The 15,977-nt window shown below is 72.8% G+C and carries 12 protein-coding genes and 1 tRNA gene; 5 read left to right on the forward strand and 8 right to left on the reverse strand.

The genetic code is table 11. The features are described from left to right. The first annotated feature begins 12 nt into the window (after positions 1-12). The 4 genes from OHA55_RS10050 (at position 13) to OHA55_RS10065 (ending at position 3,830) form a co-directional block, all read left to right on the forward strand. Positions 13-660 carry an ABC transporter permease gene (locus OHA55_RS10050; RefSeq protein ID WP_266704892.1) on the forward strand — a complete coding sequence of 216 codons (648 nt, stop codon included), beginning with the start codon at positions 13-15 and terminating at the stop codon, positions 658-660. Beyond that, positions 653-1,918, forward strand: coding sequence for a betaine/proline/choline family ABC transporter ATP-binding protein (locus OHA55_RS10055; protein ID WP_266704894.1), 1,266 nt, complete (start codon positions 653-655; stop codon positions 1,916-1,918). Before OHA55_RS10050 ends, OHA55_RS10055 begins: the two co-directional genes overlap by 8 nt. Next, positions 1,915-2,796: an ABC transporter permease gene (locus OHA55_RS10060; protein WP_266704896.1), complete on the forward strand. Its 882-nt coding sequence runs from the start codon at positions 1,915-1,917 to the stop codon at positions 2,794-2,796. The genes OHA55_RS10055 and OHA55_RS10060 overlap by 4 nt, the downstream gene beginning before the upstream one ends. A 143-nt stretch (positions 2,797-2,939) precedes the next feature. After that, positions 2,940-3,830, forward strand: coding sequence for a glycine betaine ABC transporter substrate-binding protein (locus tag OHA55_RS10065; protein WP_266710514.1), 891 nt, complete (start codon positions 2,940-2,942; stop codon positions 3,828-3,830). Positions 3,831-3,891: 61 nt separating this feature from the next. Here OHA55_RS10065 and OHA55_RS10070 read toward each other — a convergent pair whose 3' ends face one another. The 4 genes from OHA55_RS10070 to OHA55_RS10085 all read right to left on the reverse strand — a co-directional run bounded on the left by OHA55_RS10070 (position 3,892) and on the right by OHA55_RS10085 (position 9,714). Beyond that, positions 3,892-4,680 carry a S16 family serine protease gene (locus OHA55_RS10070; protein WP_266704898.1) on the reverse strand — a complete coding sequence of 263 codons (789 nt, stop codon included), beginning with the start codon at positions 4,678-4,680 and terminating at the stop codon, positions 3,892-3,894. 158 nt (positions 4,681-4,838) lie between these two features. Next, positions 4,839-5,483, reverse strand: coding sequence for an IclR family transcriptional regulator (locus OHA55_RS10075; protein WP_266704900.1), 645 nt, complete (start codon positions 5,481-5,483; stop codon positions 4,839-4,841). A gap of 756 nt (positions 5,484-6,239) precedes the next feature. After that, positions 6,240-8,021 carry a DEAD/DEAH box helicase gene (locus tag OHA55_RS10080; protein WP_266704902.1) on the reverse strand — a complete coding sequence of 594 codons (1,782 nt, stop codon included), beginning with the start codon at positions 8,019-8,021 and terminating at the stop codon, positions 6,240-6,242. A gap of 169 nt (positions 8,022-8,190) precedes the next feature. Further along, a complete protein-coding gene (locus tag OHA55_RS10085; protein WP_266704904.1) occupies positions 8,191-9,714 on the reverse strand; it encodes an MFS transporter in 1,524 nt (507 codons plus the stop codon). A gap of 204 nt (positions 9,715-9,918) precedes the next feature. Here OHA55_RS10085 and OHA55_RS10090 point away from each other — a divergent pair. Then, positions 9,919-9,990: transfer RNA gene (locus tag OHA55_RS10090), tRNA-Cys, on the forward strand. A 139-nt stretch (positions 9,991-10,129) separates the two neighbouring features. Here OHA55_RS10090 and OHA55_RS10095 read toward each other — a convergent pair. Genes OHA55_RS10095 through OHA55_RS10110 form a run of 4 tightly spaced genes read right to left on the reverse strand, consistent with a single transcriptional unit; the run spans position 10,130 to position 15,661 of the window. After that, positions 10,130-12,484, reverse strand: coding sequence for a xanthine dehydrogenase family protein molybdopterin-binding subunit (locus tag OHA55_RS10095; protein WP_266704906.1), 2,355 nt, complete (start codon positions 12,482-12,484; stop codon positions 10,130-10,132). Beyond that, positions 12,481-12,642, reverse strand: a complete 162-nt coding sequence (locus tag OHA55_RS10100) for a hypothetical protein (RefSeq protein ID WP_266704908.1) — start codon at positions 12,640-12,642, stop codon at positions 12,481-12,483. The genes OHA55_RS10095 and OHA55_RS10100 overlap by 4 nt, the downstream gene beginning before the upstream one ends. Further along, on the reverse strand, positions 12,639-14,768 hold the full coding sequence (locus OHA55_RS10105; RefSeq protein ID WP_266704910.1) for a 2Fe-2S iron-sulfur cluster-binding protein: 2,130 nt from the start codon (positions 14,766-14,768) through the stop codon (positions 12,639-12,641). Before OHA55_RS10105 ends, OHA55_RS10100 begins: the two co-directional genes overlap by 4 nt. Then, a complete protein-coding gene (locus tag OHA55_RS10110) occupies positions 14,765-15,661 on the reverse strand; it encodes a xanthine dehydrogenase family protein subunit M (protein WP_266704912.1) in 897 nt (298 codons plus the stop codon). The genes OHA55_RS10105 and OHA55_RS10110 overlap by 4 nt, the downstream gene beginning before the upstream one ends. Positions 15,662-15,977: the final 316 nt, after the last annotated feature.

Here is a 15,977-nt window from a genome sequence, read left to right on the forward strand (position 1 = left end):
GGAGTGCGTCGCTTGAGCTTCTGGGAGTACGTGACGACCCGGCACCAGCAACTGCTCACCGATGCCTTCCAGCACGTCAGTGCCGTCTTCCAGTGCATGGTCATCGCGACGGTGCTGGGGGTCCTGATCGGGGTGGTCAGCTACCGCAGCGGCTGGGGCGGCTCGTTCGCCATCACGTCCACGGCGACGATCCTGACCATCCCGTCGCTGGCCGCGATCGGTCTGCTGATCCCGCTGGTCGGGCTCGGGGTGGCGCCCACCGTGATCACCCTGACGATGTACGGGCTGCTGCCCATCGTCCGTAACTCGATCGTCGGGCTGCGCGGGGTCGACCCCTCGCTGGTGGACGCGGCGAAGGGCATCGGGATGTCGCGGGTCGCGCGGCTGTGCCGGGTGGAGCTGCCGCTCGCCTGGCCGCCGATCCTCACCGGTATCCGGGTCGCCACCCAGATGCTGATGGGAATCGCGGCGATCGCCGCGTACGCCTCGGGCCCCGGGCTCGGCAACGAGATCTTCCGGGGCATCGCCTCGCTGGGCAGCGCCAACGCGATCAATCAGGTCCTCGCCGGCACGCTCGGCATCGTCATCCTCGCCCTTCTCTTCGACGCCGCGTACGTCCTGCTCGGCCGGCTGACCATTCCCAGGGGGATTCGTGCCTGAGACCGCTACCGACGCCACCGCCGAGCCGGACGCGGCACCGGAGACCTCCGGGGCGACCATCCAGCTGGAGAACCTCACCAAGCTGTATCCGGGCAACCCGAACCCGGCCGTGGAGAACGTCTCCATGGACATCAAGGCCGGCGAGACGGTGATCTTCGTCGGCCCGTCCGGCTGCGGGAAGTCGACCACGCTGAAGATGATCAACCGGTTGATCGAGCCGTCGTCCGGCCGGATCAGGATCGGGGACGAGGACGTCACCGACATGGATCCGGTGAAGCTGCGCCGGAAGATCGGGTACGCGATCCAGTCCTCGGGGCTCTTCCCGCACATGACGGTCGCCGACAACATCGCCCTCGTGCCGAAGATGGTCGGCTGGTCGAAGCGGAAGGTGAAGGACCGGGTCGAGGAGATGCTCGACCTGGTCGGGCTCGACCCGCGGGAGTTCCACGGCCGCTACCCGCGCCAGCTCTCCGGCGGCCAGCAGCAGCGTGTCGGGGTGGCCCGGGCGCTCGCCGCCGACCCGCCGGTGCTGCTGATGGACGAGCCGTTCGGGGCGGTCGACCCGATCACCCGTGACCACCTCCAGGACGAGCTGATCCGTCTCCAGCACGAGCTGCACAAGACGATCGTGTTCGTGACCCACGACTTCGACGAGGCGATCAAGCTCGGCGACCGGATCGCGGTGCTGCGGGAGCGCTCGCACATCGCGCAGTTCGACACCCCGGAGGCGATCCTCACCAATCCGACCGACGACTTCGTCTCCGGGTTCGTCGGGGCGGGCGCGGCGCTGAAGCGGCTGAACCTCACCCGGGTCCGGGACGTGGGGGTCGCCGACTTCCCCACGGTGACCGTGGACGACCCGCTCCAGGACATCTTCAACAAGCTGCGCAGCGGCCCGCACAACGAGCTGCTGATGCTGGACCGCAAGAACCGCCCCTACAAGTGGCTGCGGCGCGGCGACCTGATGCGGGCACGCGGTTCGCTCGCGCGGGCCGGGCAGCTGGTGCACGACACGGTGACGCGGGACGCCACGCTCCACGACGCGCTGGAGGCGGTGCTCACCGACAGCGGCGGGCGGGCGGCGGTGACGGGGCGGCGCGGGGAGTTCGTCGGGGTGGTGGACATGCGCATCCTGATGGACAACGTGCAGGAGCTGCTGGAGGCGGACCGGCTCACGGCGATGGAGCACCAGCACGAGCTGGAGGAGCTGCGCAGCCATCAGACGGAGCAGGAGCTGGAGGGGGGTGGCGGCGCATGACCCCGAGCAGCCGTCAGGGCCGTGACGCGGGCGGCCGGGAGCGGGAGCCGGTACCGACCCGGCCGCCGGGCGAGCACGACGTCAAGGGGGTGGCGTTCCGGGACGAGGAGAGCGAGCCGCCGCAGCCCCAGGCGCGTCCGCCGCGCCGGATCACCTGGCAGAAGATGGTGGTGCTGCCGCTGGTGCTGGCCGCGGTGCTGGTGGCGACGTACTTCTGGATCAACGCCATCACCCTGGACTCGATCGCGGAGAACTCGATCGCGGGCGACACGGTGGAGCTGCGCTGGTGGCAGCACGTGCGGCTGACGGCGATCTCGACGTTCTGGGTGCTGATCATCGCCATTCCGCTGGGCATCGCGCTGACCCGCCGGGGTCTGTCGCGGTCCGCCCCCCTCTTCACCGCGATCGCCAACATCGGTCAGGCGACCCCGGCGATCGGCCTGCTGGCCCTGCTGGTGATCTGGCTGGGCATCGGCCCGTCCACGGCGATCACCGGCATGGTGATCTACGCGGTGCTGCCGGTGCTCTCCAACACGGTGGCGGGGCTCAAGTCGATCGACCCGACGCTGGTGGAGGCCGCGCGGGGCATCGGGATGTCGGGGACGGGGACGCTGGCGAAGGTGGAGCTGCCGCTCGCCGTCCCGCTGATCCTGGCGGGGGTGCGGACGGCCCTGGTGCTGAACGTGGGTACGGCGACGCTGGCCACGTTCGGCGGCGGTGGCGGGCTCGGCGACCTGATCACCTCGGGCATCCAGACGCAGCGCATGCCGGTGCTGGTGCTGGGCTCGGTGCTGACGGTGGTGCTGGCGCTGCTGGTGGACTGGCTGGCCTCGCTGGTGGAGCTGGTGCTGACGCCGCGCGGACTGGAGGCACCGTGAGGACGCGGGCGGGGTCCGGGGGCCCGGGTCGGTACGGGCTCGTGGGCGCGGGACGCGGGGCCCGGCACCGGCGTACCGGGGCGGCGGTGGCCGCGGTGCTGGTGCTGGCGCTCGCCGGGTGCGGACTGAAGAGCGGGTCGCCGATGGCGGACAACGTGTCGCCGGGGTCGCTGGGAGCGGGTGAGCCGCTGAAGGGCGCCTCGCTCACGGTCACCTCGAAGAACTTCAGCGAGAACATCATCCTCGGGCAGATGATCGGCCTGGTCTTCAAGGCGGCCGGCGCCGAGGTGCTGGACCGCACCAACCTCCCGGGCTCGATCAGCGCCCGCGAGGCCATCGTGCAGGGCGACGCGGACGCGATGTACGAGTACACGGGCACCGGCTGGATCACCTATCTCGGCAACGCGGAGCCGATCGACGACCCGGAGGAGCAGTGGAAGGCGGTACGCGACGCGGACCGGCGCAATGGGGTGACCTGGCTCCCCCAGTCGACCCTCAACAACACCTACGCGCTCGCCATCAGCAGGAAGAACAACGCGAAGTACAAGCTGAAGAACCTGTCGGACGTGGCGGCGCTGGCGAAGAAGGACCCGTCCGCGGTGACGGTCTGCGTGGAGAACGAGTTCGCCTCCCGCGACGACGGTCTGCCGGGCATGGAGAAGGCGTACGGGATGTCCCTGCCCGCCGCGAACATCCGCAAGATGGACGCGGGGATCATCTACACCCAGGTGTCCAAGTCGAACTCCTGCCTGCTGGGTGAGGTCTTCACGACCGACGGCAGGATCAAGGCGATGAACCTGGACGTGCTCGCCGACAACAAGCACTTCTTCCCGAACTACAACGCGGCTCCGGTCATCCACACGGCGACCTTCGACAAGTACCCGGTGATCGCGGACCTGTTGGACCCGGTGAGCGCGAAGCTGACGACCGAGGTCGCCCAGGAGCTCAACGCCAAGGTGGACGTGGAGGGCGCGGACCCGCACACGGTGGCGCTGGAGTGGCTGGTCCAGGAGGGGTTCATCAAGGAGGACTGAAGGCCCGGCGGGGCGGGCCTGGCGGGCTCGTCGGACCCGGGCGGGGCGGGTCCTGCGGGGCTCAGCAGCTGGGCAGGCTGCTGCCGTCGTCCAGGGCTTCGAGCGCGGACACCGCGCCCTTGAGGGTGGTGACGGGGATCAGCCGCAGGCCCTTCGGAAGCTCCGCCGTGGCCTCGCCGCACTCGTCCTTCGGTACGAGGAAGACGGTCGCCCCGTCGCGCCGGGCGGCCTGGGTCTTCATGGAGACCCCGCCCACCGCGCCGACCGTGCCGTCCGCCGCGATGGTGCCCGTACCGGCGATGGTGCGGCCGCCGGTGAGGTCGCCGCCCGAGCCGTCGCCGTCGAGCTTGTCGACGATGCCGAGGGCGAGGAAGAGTCCGGCGCTCGGGCCGCCGATGTCGCCGAGGTCGAGCGAGAACGTCATCGAGCCCTGCTCGCGGTCGAGGTAGTTCAGGGCCGCGTCGACGGCGACGTCCTGGGACTGCTTCATGTCGTTCAGGTTGTGCTGTTCGATCTCCTTGTCGGAGCCCCCGGTCGGGTAGACCGAGTTGCGGGACATGACCGCCCGGTCCGTACGGAACCAGCTGTCGATCACGTCACTCGCGCGCACGTCGGCCTTGGGCCCGGTCGCGTAGATCGTCGTCATCCGCAGCTGGCCCTCGGTGGTCCGGGTGGGCGCGCCGGTGATGGTGATCACCTGCTTGCCGTCCGCCGAGCCGAGGACGTTCGCCGTGGTGCCGGGTTCGGCCACGGTGAACGGAAGCGGGGCGAAGGCGGCGGTCCCGAACAGGGCGAGTACCGGCAGCGCGCAGAGAGCGAGGGTGCGGGGGCGCGTGAGACGAAGGGGCACCCGCCCAATCTATCTGCCGGTGTGTCCCGTCCCGGGCGCCGGGCCCGGAGGCCGGGAGGCCCGGGGCGGGAGGCGGCGCGCGTCCCGCCCCGCCCGGTCAAACCGTACGAAACCGAAGGATCGTGAACCTGTCAGTAATACAGGGTCGACCGCCCTCCTCAGCGCAGGGCGTCGGCGACCTCGCGGGCCGCGTCCAGGACGCGGGGGCCGACCCGGTCGGGGATGCAGTCCGCGAGCATGACCACGCCCACACTCCCCTCCACCCCGGAGACCCCGACCAGCGGCGCCGCGGCCCCGCTGGCGCCCGCCTCCAGCTCCCCCTGGGTGAGGGTGTAGCCGGGGTGGTCGACGAGGGTGCGCTGCCGGGCGGAGAGGATGGCCCGCCCCGCCGCACCCTGGTCCAGGGGGTGACGGAAACCGGGCCGGTACGCCACGTGGTAGTCGGTCCAGGTGGGCTCGACGACGGCGACCGCGAGCGCGTCCGAACCGTCGACCAGCGTCAGATGGGCGGTGGCCCCGATGTCCTCGGCCAGCGAGCGGAGCGCGGGCAGCGCGGCCTCCCGCACGAGGGGGTGCACCTGGCGGCCCAGCCGCAGCACGCCGAGCCCGACCCGCGCCCGGCCACCGAGGTCGCGGCGCACGAGGGTGTGCTGTTCGAGCGTGGCGAGCAGACGGTAGACGACCGTGCGGTTGACGCCGAGCCGGTTGGACAGCTCGGTGACGGTCAGCCCGTGGTCGGTGTCGGCGAGCAGTTTGAGGACGCGTAGTCCTCTGTCGAGTGTCTGGGAAGTCTCCGCGGTCACAACCCGTCCCCTCCGAGAGTGAGCGACGGCGGCCGGCTCCACGCACCCGCGACGCCGGTCCCAGCGGCGACGCACGGAGAGGCCGCCGGTCTGGTTCCGGTCGTGCCCGAGAGTTCCACCTTCGCCCGGAGGGGCGCGGTACGTACGGATACGACCTGATACCGGCTGCGCTCCGCGGCGGCGTTGCCACGGGGCGTTCACATATGGACGGACAGTAGCGAGGCAGTTCGCTGAGCGGAAGCCCTCGTCCAGAATCCGGTCCCCCGCCGGTCCGCCCCCGCATAACCGCCGGTCAGCGCGAGGCCGCCCGGAGCCGGCACATCTACGCGCGTCCATGTCGCACGACGCGGAGCGTCACCACGGCAACCATTGGTAAACCATCGTTAACAGTACGTGACAAAAAATCATGGTTTTCACCCTCCCGGACGGCCGGTTCCGGCATCTGTTCGAGTCGACGTCGCAGGAGTCCACCCGGTGGGCTTCCTCGCCGCGGCAGCCGTTCGACCGGGCGGCCGATTCTGTGACTCGGATCACGGGGACGGGGCCTACGTCCCGGGACAGGTGCGGGGACGCGGAGAGGACGGCTCTCCGAAGACGCGTCCGTGCGGGCCACCGGGCGCGGGCCGAGGACCCGGTTTCGCCGACGGTCCTGGAATCCTGGTGGATCTCCGGCGGGCGGCGGTACGACGGCGGCCCGGTACCGGCAGAGGATTCTGCCGGTACCGGGCCGCACGCACTCCCGCGGCGCGAGGAGGGTCACCTCATCCGGGTGGCCCACTCCTGGACCTTCTTGATCCGGTCCTGGATCTGGCCCGCCGTGGCCTCCGCGCTCGGCGGTCCGCCGCAGACCCGGCGCAGCTCGGTGTGGATCACACCGTGCGGCTTGCCGCTCTGGTGGGTGTAGGCGGAGACCATGGTGTTGAGCTGCTTGCGCAGGCTCAGCAGTTGCTTGTGGGTGACCACCGGGCGCGCCTCGGCGGGTTTCTCCAGGAGGTCGGCCTCGGCGGCGGGCTTCATGCGGCTGTGCGCGATCTGCCGGGTCTGCCGCTTCTGGAGCAGCAGCTGCACCTGGTCGGGTTCGAGGAGGCCGGGGATGCCGAGGTAGTCCTGCTCCTCCTCGCTCCCGGGGTGGGCCTGCATGCCGAATTCGGCGCCGTCGTAGAGCACCCGGTCGAAGACGGCGTCGGATTCCAGGGCCTCGAAGGGCAGCTGCTCCTCGGTCTCCTCGTCCTCCAGCCGTTCGGCGTCGGCGAGGAGCTTGTCCTCCTCCGCGAAGGGGTTCTCCTCGTCGCTGCCCTTCTTCGGCTTGTCGAGGACGTGGTCGCGTTCGACCTCCATCTCGTTGGCGAAGTCGAGCAGCATCGGGATGGTGGGGACGAAGACGGAGGCGGTCTCGCCGCGCCTGCGGGAGCGTACGAAGCGGCCGACGGCCTGGGCGAAGAAGAGCGGGGTCGAGATCGTCGTCGCGTACACGCCGACCGCGAGGCGGGGTACGTCGACGCCCTCGGACACCATGCGGACGGCGACCATCCAGCGCGAGTCGTCCGCGCTGAACTTGTCGATGTTCTTGGAGGCGGCCTTCTCGTCGGAGAGGACCACGGTCGGCTTCTCGCCGGTGACGGACTTGAGGATCTTCGCGTAGGCGCGGGCCGACTCCTGGTCGGTGGCGATGACGAGGCCGCCGGCGTCCGGGATGCCCTTGCGGACCTCGGTCAGCCGCTTGTCGGCGGCGGTGAGCACGTTGGGGATCCAGTCGCCGGTGGGCGACAGGGCGGTGCGCCAGGCCTGCCCGATGGCGTCCTTGGTCATCGGCTCGCCGAGGCGGGCGGCGATCTCGTCGCCGGCCTTGGTGCGCCAGCGCATGTTGCCGCTGTAGCTGAGGAAGATCACCGGGCGGACGACACCGTCGGCGAGGGCGTTGCCGTATCCGTAGGTGTAGTCGGCGGAGGAGCGCCGGATGCCGTCGTTGCCCTCCTCGTACGTCACGAAGGGGATCGGGTTGGTGTCGGAGCGGAACGGGGTGCCGGTGAGCGCGAGCCGCCGGGTGGCGGGGTCGAACGCCTCCTGGCAGGCCTCGCCCCAGGACTTCGAGTCACCGGCGTGGTGGATCTCGTCCAGGATCACGAGGGTCTTGCGCTGCTCGCACCGGTTGCGGTGCAGCATCGGGCGTACGCCGACACCGGCGTACGTCACGGCGACGCCGTCGTACTCACGGCTCAGCGGCCCCGCGCTGTACTCCGGGTCGAGCTTGATCCCTATCCGTGCGGCGGCCTCCGCCCACTGCTTCTTGAGGTGCTCGGTCGGTGCGACGACGGTGACCTGCTGCACGACGTGGTGGTGGAGCAGCCACGAGGCGAGGGTCAGCGCGAAGGTGGTCTTTCCGGCGCCGGGGGTCGCGACCGCGAGGAAGTCGCGCGGCTGCTCCTGGACGTACCTCTCCATGGCGCCCTGCTGCCAGGCTCGCAGCTTGCCCGCGGTGCCCCAGGGGGCGCGGCCGGGAAAGGCGGGTGAGAGGTGGTGGGAGGCGGTAGTAGTCACGGTCTCCGGTTCGGGTCTCTCGGGTACGTGGGGTGCTGCCGGTACCGCCCGGGACACCCGGTACGCGATACGACAACCGGGCCACCTTACCGGGGGGCCGGGCGGAACCCCGTACGAACGAGGCGTGGTTCGGGCCGGTTGAGACCCGCTTCACAAACCGCTCGGGCCTTCAGGCGGGGCGCTGCGCCCGTACCCGGGTGGCCACCCAGGCGCCCACCAGGGCCACCGCCGCCATGGGCAGGAAGACCGCGGCGAAGGCCCCCGGACGGGCCGCCGAGGCGCCCGCCGCCACGGTCTCGTGCACGGCTCCCACCGCGCCGCCGCCGAGCGCGGCGAAGGCCGCGCCGCCGATGGCGAGGAGCAGGACGTTGGAGAGTCCGTCGGAGATCTGGAGGGCGGCGGAGTTGGCTCCGGCCTCCTGCGGGGTGGAGAGCTTGAGCATCATCACGCTGGTCGAGGCGATCACCATGCCCATGCCGAAACAGCCGACCGCCCAGGCGACCGCCACGGTCCACGCGGGCACGGAGTGGATCAGTACCGAGGGCGCGGCCAGGATCGCCACGGTCACCATGAGCATGCCGACGAACATCAGCCGCTCCCGGTGCGCCTCCATCCGGGGCCGGGACTGGATGAACGATCCGAGCGCCCAGGTGCCGCCGCCCGCCGCCAGCGAGAGCCCCGCCATCGTCGGGCTCAGCCCGCGCTGGGTCACCAGCATCAGCGGTACGAAGGACTCGGCGGCGATGAAGGACCCTGCCGAGACCCCGCGCAGCAGCACCACGGCCGGCAGTCCGCGCACGGCGCGCGCGGTTCCGGTGGGCAGCAGCCCCCGGACCGCGGGGACCAGCAGCACGGCCCCCGCGAGGCCCGGCAGAACCGCGAACCAGTTCAGTTCCTGCCCGGCGTACTGGAGCAGCCCTGCGCCCACCGAGATGGCGAGGGCGAGCCGGATGCGCCGGCGGTCGAAGGGCTGGGCGCCCGCGGCCTCGTCCGCCGGGCCGGAGGCCCTGCGGCGTATCGCGGGCAGCGCGAGCGCCAGCGGGAAGACGATGAGGACCGGGATGCCGTTGAAGACCCAGCGCCAGCCGAGGTGCTCGGTGACGGTGCCGGAGGCGAGCGGCCCGACCACGGAGGGGATGACCCAGCTCGCGGCGAAGGCGGCCATGATCGCGGGGCGCAGCCGCTCCGGGTAGGCGCGGCCGACGACGACGTACAACGCGACGATCACCAGCCCCCCGCCGAGCCCCTGCACGGCCCGGCCCGCGATGAACATCCACATGCCGGTCGCCGAGCCGGAGAGCAGCAGCCCGGTGGCGAAGGCGCTGATCCCGGCGGCGAGGGGGCCGAGCGGCCCGCGCCGGTCGGCCCACTGCCCGGAGAACACCATCGCGAAGAGGCTGGTGGTGAAGTACGCGGAGAAGGCGAAGGCGTACAGCGGGACCCCGTGCAGCTCGCGCGCGGCCACCGGCATCGCGGTGCCCACGGCGGTCGCCTCGAAGGCGATCAGCAGCACGACGGAGACGATGCCGATGCTCAGGGCGCGGTAGGTCCGGCCCAGCACGCCTTCGGTGAAGCCGTCGGCCCGGTCGCCGCCCGGGGTCCGGTCGACGGCGGCCGGTTCGTCGGGGGCCGGGGCGTCGGCGGGCAGCGTGGCGGGCGCGACGTCCGCGTCGCGCGGGTCCAGAGCGGTCATCGCACCAGGGTAAGGGGCATTCGCCGGGTTGATCCCTGTCGCGGGGAGGGGGTGCGGTGGTCCGATGGTCGTAGGCCCTGTGAGGAGTTCCGGGTGGTGCGGTTGTGAACGGCGTATGGCAGTCGCGTTGCGGGCCCGTCGAAACCCTTGAGCCCGCCGCACCGGGGCCCGTACGGTCGTGGCAACACCGAGGCACCACACCTCGGCCGTGTGCCCGAGAGGTTCAGGGGCTCGACTGCAACTCGAGTTACACCGGTTCGAATCCGGTCACGGCCTCAAAAGACGCGGCGGACCGCGTCGTACGAACGCGGCGGCGGCCGTCCCCATGGTGCGGGGACGGCCGCTTTCGCGTGGGCGCGGAGCTGCGGCGGTCCCGGCGGGCCCCCCGCGGCCGGGGCCCGCCGGGACCGCCGCCTCAGCTCTTGGGAGCCGCCGCGACCGCCGCCTGGGGGCGCACCGGGAGCCGGTTGATCGGGCGCCCGGTCGCCGCGCGGACGGCGGCGGCCACCGCCGCCGGGGAGGTGACCACGGGCACCGCCGAGACGGGCTTGGCGCCGAAGGGGGCGAGCACGTCGCGCTCCTCGACCAGCTTCACGATGCGGATGTCCGGGGCGTCCAGGGCCGTCGGCAGCGCGTACCCGGTGAGGTCGGGGTGGCGGACCAGGCCCCGGGCGGTGCGGAGGTTCTCGGTGAGCGCGGCGCCGATGCCCTGGGTGACCCCCGCCTCGATGCGCGCGGCGAGCTGGGCCGGGTTGAGGACCCGGCCGACGTCCTGGGCGACGGCCATCTCGACCACCCGGACCGAGCCGAGCTCGATGTCGACGTCGACCACCGCGCGGACCGCGCAGAACGCGAGCCCGACGAAGGCGTCGCCCTGCCCGGACTCGTCCAGCGGCTCGGTGGGGTGCGGGCGGCACTGGGCGGTCGCCCAGAGCTCCTTGCCGTCCAGCGCCTCGGTGACCGTGGTGGAGAGCACCCCGTCGTAGGACGTGATCTTGCCGTCGGCGATCTGGAGCAGCTCCACGGACATGCCGAACTTGTGGGCCAGCGGCTGGAGCAGCTGGGTGCGGACCATCTTCGCGGCGCGCTCCACCGCCCCGCCGGAGACCCAGGTGTGCCGGCCGTGGGTGGCCGGCCCGGCCGGCGGCTGGTCGGTGTCGACGGCGGCGACGTGGACCTCTTCGATACCGAGGGTCTCCTGCACGATCTGGCGGGCGAGGGTGGTGAAGCCCTGGCCCGTCTCCACCGCCGCGCAGAGCACGGTGGCGATGCCGTCGTGGACCCGCACGGTGGCGGTCGAGACCTCGTCGGTGCCCTCCGCCCCCAGCATGTGGACCATGCCCAGCGCGTACCCGACCCCTCGGCGTACGGCTCCGGGCTCACCGGCGCCCTCCGGGCCGCCGGGCAGCAGCCACTCCTCCTCGGGGGTGTCCTTCGGCAGTGTGGGCAGCGGGAAGTCCCGCACCGCTTCGAGGAGTTCGGCGACGGGGGCGGGGCAGGTGACGGTCTGCCCGGTCGGCAGCAGGTCGCCGGTGGACAGGGTGTTGCGGAGCCGGATCTCGGCGGGTTCGATGCCCAGCTTGGCGGCCAGCTTGTCCATCTGGCCCTCGTACGCGGCGCACACCTGCATCGCACCCTCGCCCCGGACGTGTCCGGAGGGCGGGTTGTTCGTGCGGACGGCCCAGCCCTCGATGAAGGCGTGCGGCACGACGTACGGACCGCATGCGAACGCGACCGCTGCCGCGAGGGATTCGGAGGACGAGTCGGCGTACGCCCCGGCGTCCAGAAGGATTTGGGCCTCCACCTTCACCAACCGACCCTCGGCGTCCGCGTGGTGACGGTAACGCAAAAGGGTCGGGTGGCGGTGGGCGTGACCGAGGAAGGACTCCTCGCGGGTGGCGGCGAGCTTCACCGGGCAGCCGGTGCGCAGGGCGAGCAGGCCCAGCGGGATCTGGAAGCCGGGGTCCTCGCGGTCGCCGGTGGCGCCGGGGACGCCGGTCACCACGACCCGTACCCGGTCCGGCTCCAGGCCGAAGCAGGCGGCGGCGAGGTCGCGGTCGGTGTGCGGGTCGGTGGAGGCGGTGTACAGCTCGACGCCGCCGTCCGGCCGGGGCACGGCGAGGCCGGCCTCGGCGCCGATGGGCGCGGGGTCCTGGCGGCCGATGCGGTAGAGGCCGTCCACGACCACCTCGCCGGTGGCCTCCGGGTCGCCGTAGCGGAGCGGGATGTGGCGGACGAGGTTGCCGTCGGGGTGCAGCGGCTCGGCCTCGAAGGCCTTCTCCGGGTCGGTGACCGGCTCCAGGACCTCGTACTCGACGGCGATGGCGGCGGCGGCCAGGCGCGCGGTGTCCGGGTGGTCGGCGGCTACGGCGGCGATGGCCTCGCCGTGGTGGCGCACCAGGTCGGAGGCGAAGACCGGGCGGTCCACGACCTGCCGGCCGTAGAGGGTCTCGCCGGGGATGTCCTGGTGGGTGACGACCGCGCGCACGCCGGGCATCGTGGCGGCGGCCGCGGTGTCGATGGAGAGGATCCGGGCGTGCGGGTGCGGCGATCTGAGCACGGCCGCCCAGAGCAGGCCCTCGGCCCAGAGGTCCGCGGCGTACGGGAAGGTGCCCTCGGTCTTGGCGCGGGCGTCGGCGGGCGGCAGCGAGGCGCCGATGCCGTGCGCGGGTGCCTCCGGGCCGGGAGCGCCGGACGCGCCGGGCAGGCCGTCGATCCGGGGCAGGGTGGTGCTGGTCGCGTTGGCCGCGGTGGCCGCGTCGCTGGTCACGCCGCCTCCTTGTCGTTCGCTCCGCCGCGGCGGCGGCTGGGGGTGCCGGTGACGTGGACCTGAGGGGTGGCGTCGGGGTGACGCCGGTGCGCCGGGCGTGCGTCCACCGAGGTGGACGCGCGGAGACCGGTGTCGAGGGGCGGGGCGGCGGGGCTCACTGCGCGTCTCCCTGACGCGGCGGGCCCTGGACGCCACCAGCGCCGGGGGGCGCCTGGTGCGGGATGCGCCCCTCCGCGGCGGCGGTGACGTCCGAGATCTCGGCGGGGGCCGCGGCGGGGGAGGTGGCGGCCGCCTCGGCGCTCGCGGCGCGGGACGCCACGACGTCGCGTACGGCGTCGAGCACGCCCCGGTAGCCGGAACAGCGACAGAGGTTGCCGCACAGGGCCTGGCGCGTCTGGAGATCGCTGGGGGCGTGGTTGCCCTCCAGCAGGTCGTGGACGGTCATGGCCATGCCGGGGATGCAGAAGCCGCACTGGACGGCGCCGCACTTGGCGAGCGCGCGCTGCACGTCGGAGGGTTCGCCGTCGACGGCGAGACCCTCGACCGTACGGACCTCGCTGCCCGCGGTGGTGGCCGCGGGGACGAGGCAGGAGGCGACGAGCCGGCCGTCGACCTGGACGTTGCAGGCACCGCATTCGCCCTGCGAGCAGCCGTCCTTGGCACCGGCCAGGCCGAGCCGCTCACGGAGCACGTAGAGCAGCGACTCGCCGATCCAGGCGTCGGCGACCGGGCGGTCGACGCCGTTGACGTGCAGGACGTACGAGGCGCCGGGGTGCTCGCTCGGCAGGTGTACGGCCTCCGGCTCGGGCAGAGCTCCCTCGGAAGCGAAACCGTCGGACACGAAACCGTCGGCGTGGCCCTCGGGCGCGAAACCGTCGGCGTAAGCCTCCGGAGCGAAACCGTCCTCGTAGCCCTCGGGCCCGGACTCGGCGACCGGCGCCGGGACTTCGTCCTCGTCGGCGACCGGGACCGGGTCGGTGTCGGCGGCGACCGCGGTGTCCGCCTCGTCCGTGGCATCCGGGACATCCGGGGTGTCCACCGCGTCCGGCGACTCCACGGCGGGCGCCCCGTCCGCGGCCCCGGGGGCGGCCTCCGCCTCCGGAGCGTGTCCGGGCTCGTCCTCGGCCGCTCCCGGCGTGTCCGCGGCGGCCCGCACCGGGTCGTCACCGGCGTCCACCGGCCGGCCGTCGGGCAGTTCGGCCGGGGGCCCGTCCTCCGGGTGAGCGTCCGCCCCGGGCGCCGGTACGGGTGCCGGCGCGAACTCCGGTTCGGGCCGCGCCTCCCGCCCGTCCTCGGCCCGGGGTTCGGGCACGGCGAATTCCTGGGTCGCCCAGGGCGCGGGGGCGCCGCCGGGGAGCGTGGCAGGCGGGGTGGCGCCGGAGTACCACTGGTCGAAGGTCCGGGAAGCGGCGAACTCACCGGACTCGTCCGGAAGATCCCCGTCCGCGACCGGGATCGCCCACTGGCCGGTGTGCCCGACGGGCTCGCCGTGCCCGGAGAGATCCACGTGGCCGGTGTGCCCTGCGTGGTCCGAGAGTCCGGTGTGGTCCGTCTGTCCGGCGTGACTGGTGTGCCCGGCGTGGTCGGTGTGCCCGGCGTGGTCGGTGTGCCCGGCGTGGTCGGTGTGCCCGGCGTGGTCGGTGTGCCCGGTGTGGTCCGTGTGCCCGGTGTGGTCCGCGGTGTCGTGGAGGCCCTGGGTGCCGTGTTCGCCCTCGTAGGGCGGCTCGTAGGCCCCGGGCGCGGTGTACGGCGGGTACCCCTCGTGGGCCGGGGCCGCTCCGTAGCCGGAGTGCGTCCCGTAGACCGAGGTGTCGGGTCCGTACCCGCCGGAACCTGCCTGGTGGGTGTCGGGGCCGTCCGCCGCGCCGGTCCCGTCGGTGTTCTCGGTGAAGTTCCACTGGGCGGTGTGGTGCCCGGCCGACTGCTCGTACGGGGCGTACGGGCTCTGCTGGTTCGGGTCGGGCCAGTGCACCGCGCCGGGCGTGCCGGAGCCGTTCTCCGCGTAGCTCTGCCCGTCCTGCTGCGGCCGCGCGTTCCAGCCGCCGCCGGCGGCCGGGTCGTGACCCGCGGCGGGCGTCAGCGGCAGGATCATCGGCGGTACGTAGCCGTGGCCGGGAGCGGCCAGCGGGGCGTCGGCCAGGTCCTCCGGGGGGAGCTGGACGAAGGCCGTCGCGTCGGCGTCGTACTCGCCGCCCTGGCGGGTCGGCTGCCAGGACCCGTAACGCGGCTCGGGGTCGTACTCCCCCTGCTGTCCGTGCTGTTGGGGGTTGTTCTCGTTGCTCACGACAGTGCCCTCCCCAGCGCGCGCCGGGCCAGCGCGGCGACGGTGCGCCGCAGGTGCAGAACGGCGGGTGGCAGCGGTGGTGGTGCCTCCCCTTCGGCCGACGGTACCTGGTCCGGGATGCAGGCCGCGGCGACGTACTCGCCGAAGGCGGCCAGCGCGTCCGGGGCCAGACCGCGCGCGCCGTCCCAGTCGATGAGCGAGGCGATCCACTGCTCGGCCTCCAGCGGGCGCAGCGGCATCGGCGCGATGGCGCCGACCGCGCACCGCACCCCGCGGCGGGCCGGGTCGAGGACGATCGCGACGGAGGCCACGGCCCGGCCGGGTCCGGTGCGTCCGGTGGCCTTGAGGAAGACCTGGGGGGCGTGCAGCAGCGGGACCCGGACGAAGGCGATCAGTTCCGCGGGTTCGAGCAGTTCACGGCCGGCGAGCAGATAGGAGACCGGCATCTCGCGGCGGCGTCCGCCGGGGCCGGCGATGACCAGCTCGGCCTCCAGGGCGGCCAGCACGGGCAGGGTGTCGCCGCTCGGCGCCGCGCTCGCGATGTTGCCGCCGAGGGTGCCGGCGTTGCGGATCTGGGGCGGGCCCGCTGCGCGCGCGGAGGCGGCGAGGGCGGGGATCAGGGCGGCGAAGTCGGGGCGGCCCATCCGGGCGTGGGTGAGGCCGGCGCCGAGGAGGGCGTGGCCGTCCTGGTAGTTCCAGCCACGCAGCTCGCTGATGCGGCCGAGCCCGACGAGTCCCGAAGGGCGCAGCAGGCCCTGGTTGACGGCCGCCATGAGGTCGGTTCCACCGGCCACCGGAACCGCGGCGGGCATGGCGCCGAGGGCTGCCACAGCCTCGTCGATCGATGCAGGCATGGTCACCGACTGCGTCGCCTGCGGTGCGTGCGTGGTCAACCCAGCTGCCCCTTCCCGGTGTCCAGGCCCTCCGGCCCGTTCCGCCGTACGGTACGTGCTCACAGCCCGGACGTGGCAACTCTGGCACATCTTCCGGCGGCTCCGGCGCGAGGGTCCACGAAGGTTGTATCCGTCACCGAACGAACCGAAAATCCTGGTTCGTACTACTTCGGTACGGGGTGTGAATGGCCACTCCACGGCGCGTCGCGGACGGCCGCGCGCGGGCCCCCGGAGAGCCGTTCGTCCCAGACGGCACGCGGTGCGGGGCGGTCCCGCCCCCTCCACCGGCTCCGGGCCGAACGCAAAGTTTCGGCCA

This window comes from Streptomyces sp. NBC_00102 (genome assembly GCF_026343115.1).
GTDB lineage: Bacteria > Actinomycetota > Actinomycetes > Streptomycetales > Streptomycetaceae > Streptomyces.

Coding starts and splice junctions, on each gene's coding strand:
- OHA55_RS10065 (WP_266710514.1), top strand. CDS start 2,940: ATGGCGGACAACGTGTCGCCGGGGTCGCTGGGAGCGGGTGAGCCGCTG.
- OHA55_RS10085 (WP_266704904.1), bottom strand. CDS start 9,714: ATGACCGCTCTGGACCCGCGCGACGCGGACGTCGCGCCCGCCACGCTG.
- OHA55_RS10060 (WP_266704896.1), top strand. CDS start 1,915: ATGACCCCGAGCAGCCGTCAGGGCCGTGACGCGGGCGGCCGGGAGCGG.